Genomic DNA, 1,814 nt, shown 5'->3' on the forward strand with positions numbered 1-1,814 from the left:
AGCTCGACGGCGGCGCGGCCACGGGCCAGCGCCCACCCGTCGAGCAACTCGGCGGCGAGCAACTCCTCGTACACCTTCGCCGAGATCGCCGCCGCCAAGGCCGCCGTCACCGCGAACGGCGGCACGGTATTCGCGAGCTACGACGCGATCGGCGTCCTCGTCGCCCACTCGACCGCGGCCGGCTTCGCCACCGCCCTGCGCGGCGCCACCGGGATCCAGCAGGTCGGCGCCACCCGCACCTCCGACGTGCCGGCCGACGCGTACAGCCCGGCGCTGCCCGCCAACCCGGCCCAGGCGGCCACCACACTGACCGAGTCCAACCGCTGGGACATGACCCAGATCAAGGCCGACCAGGCCTGGGCGGTGACCACCGGTTCGCCCGGCGTCAAGGTCGGCGTGCTCGACACCGGCGTGGACGACCAGCACCAGGACCTCGCACCCAACTTCGACGCCGCCGACTCCGTCTCCTGCGCCTACGGCAAGGCCGACACCCGCACCGGCGCCTGGCGCGACGTGGACACCCACGGCACCCACGTCGCCGGCACCATCGCGGCCGCCAGGAACGGCAAGGGCGTCATCGGCGTCGCGCCGGGCGTGAAGATCGCCTCGGTCCGGATCGCCGAGCCGAGCAGCACCCTCTTCTACGCCGAGAACACGGTGTGCGGGTTCGTCTGGGCCGGCGACCACGGCTTCAAGGTGACCAACAACAGCTACTACACCGACCCGTGGCAGTTCAACTGCCCGAACGACCTCGACCAGGCGGCCATCATCGAGGGCGTCAAGCGCGCCCAGGAGTACGCCGAGGGCAAGGGCTCGCTCCAGGTCGCCGCGGCCGGCAACTCGAACTACGACCTGGCCGACAAGACGACCGACTCGGAGAGCCCCAACGACTCCACCCCGGTCACCCGGACCATCAGCAACGCCTGCCTCGACATCCCCACCGAACTTCCGGGCGTGGTGACCGTCGCTGCCACGGGCAGCGGCAGCGGCAAGGCCTCCTACTCCAACTTCGGCCGGGGCGTCATCGACGTCGCCGCGCCCGGCGGGGACGGCGCCACCGGCGTGTACTCCACCCTGCCCGGCGGCAAGTACGGCACCAAGAGCGGCACCTCGATGGCCTCCCCGCACGTCACCGGCGTGGCCGCGCTGATCGCGAGCGGCAACCCGGCGCTGACCCCGGCCGACATCCGGGCCCGTCTCGCCGCCCAGGCCAACGACCTGGCCTGCCCGGCCTCGGACAGCCGCTGCACCGGCACCGCCGCCAACAACGCGTTCTTCGGCGAGGGCCAGGTCGACGCGCTGAAGGCCGTCGGCACCACCCCGCCGGCCGGCAAGTACTTCGAGAACCTCACCGACGTGGCGATCACCGACAACACCACCGTCGAGAGCCCGATCACCGTGACGGGCGTGAGCGGCAACGCCCCCGCCACCCTCAAGGCCGGCGTGGACATCAAGCACACCTACCGCGGTGACCTGGTCGTCTCCCTGGTCGCCCCGGACGGCACGGTCTACCTCCTGGAGGACTTCCCGAACGGCGACAGCGCCGACAACGTCGCCAAGACCTACACCGTCAACGCCGCCGCGAGCGCGGCCAACGGCACCTGGAAGCTCCGGGTCAAGGACGGCGCCGCCGGCGACACCGGCACCATCGACGCCTGGAACCTCACCTTCTAGCCCCAGCCGCACCGCCCGCCAGCCGCACCACCCACCCGCGCTCCGCCGCCCACCCCTCGGGCGGCGGAGCGCACGCGTGCCGGGCGGGTGTGCTACCCGCCGGCGCCGATCGGAAGTGCGGGGGGTGGGGGAAGAGTGGA

1 protein-coding gene is annotated in these 1,814 nt (G+C 72.4%); it reads left to right on the top strand.

Annotated features, from left to right (window positions below):
- Positions 1 to 84: 84 nt before the first annotated feature.
- Complete coding sequence (locus ABZ885_RS40410; RefSeq protein ID WP_360200083.1) at positions 85 to 1,674, top strand: S8 family serine peptidase; 1,590 nt, start codon at positions 85 to 87, stop codon at positions 1,672 to 1,674.
- The last annotated feature ends 140 nt before the right edge of the window (positions 1,675 to 1,814 follow it).

Origin of the sequence: Kitasatospora sp. NPDC047058, from assembly GCF_040643935.1 — a bacterium.
In the GTDB taxonomy this organism is placed as follows: Bacteria; Actinomycetota; Actinomycetes; order Streptomycetales; family Streptomycetaceae; genus Kitasatospora.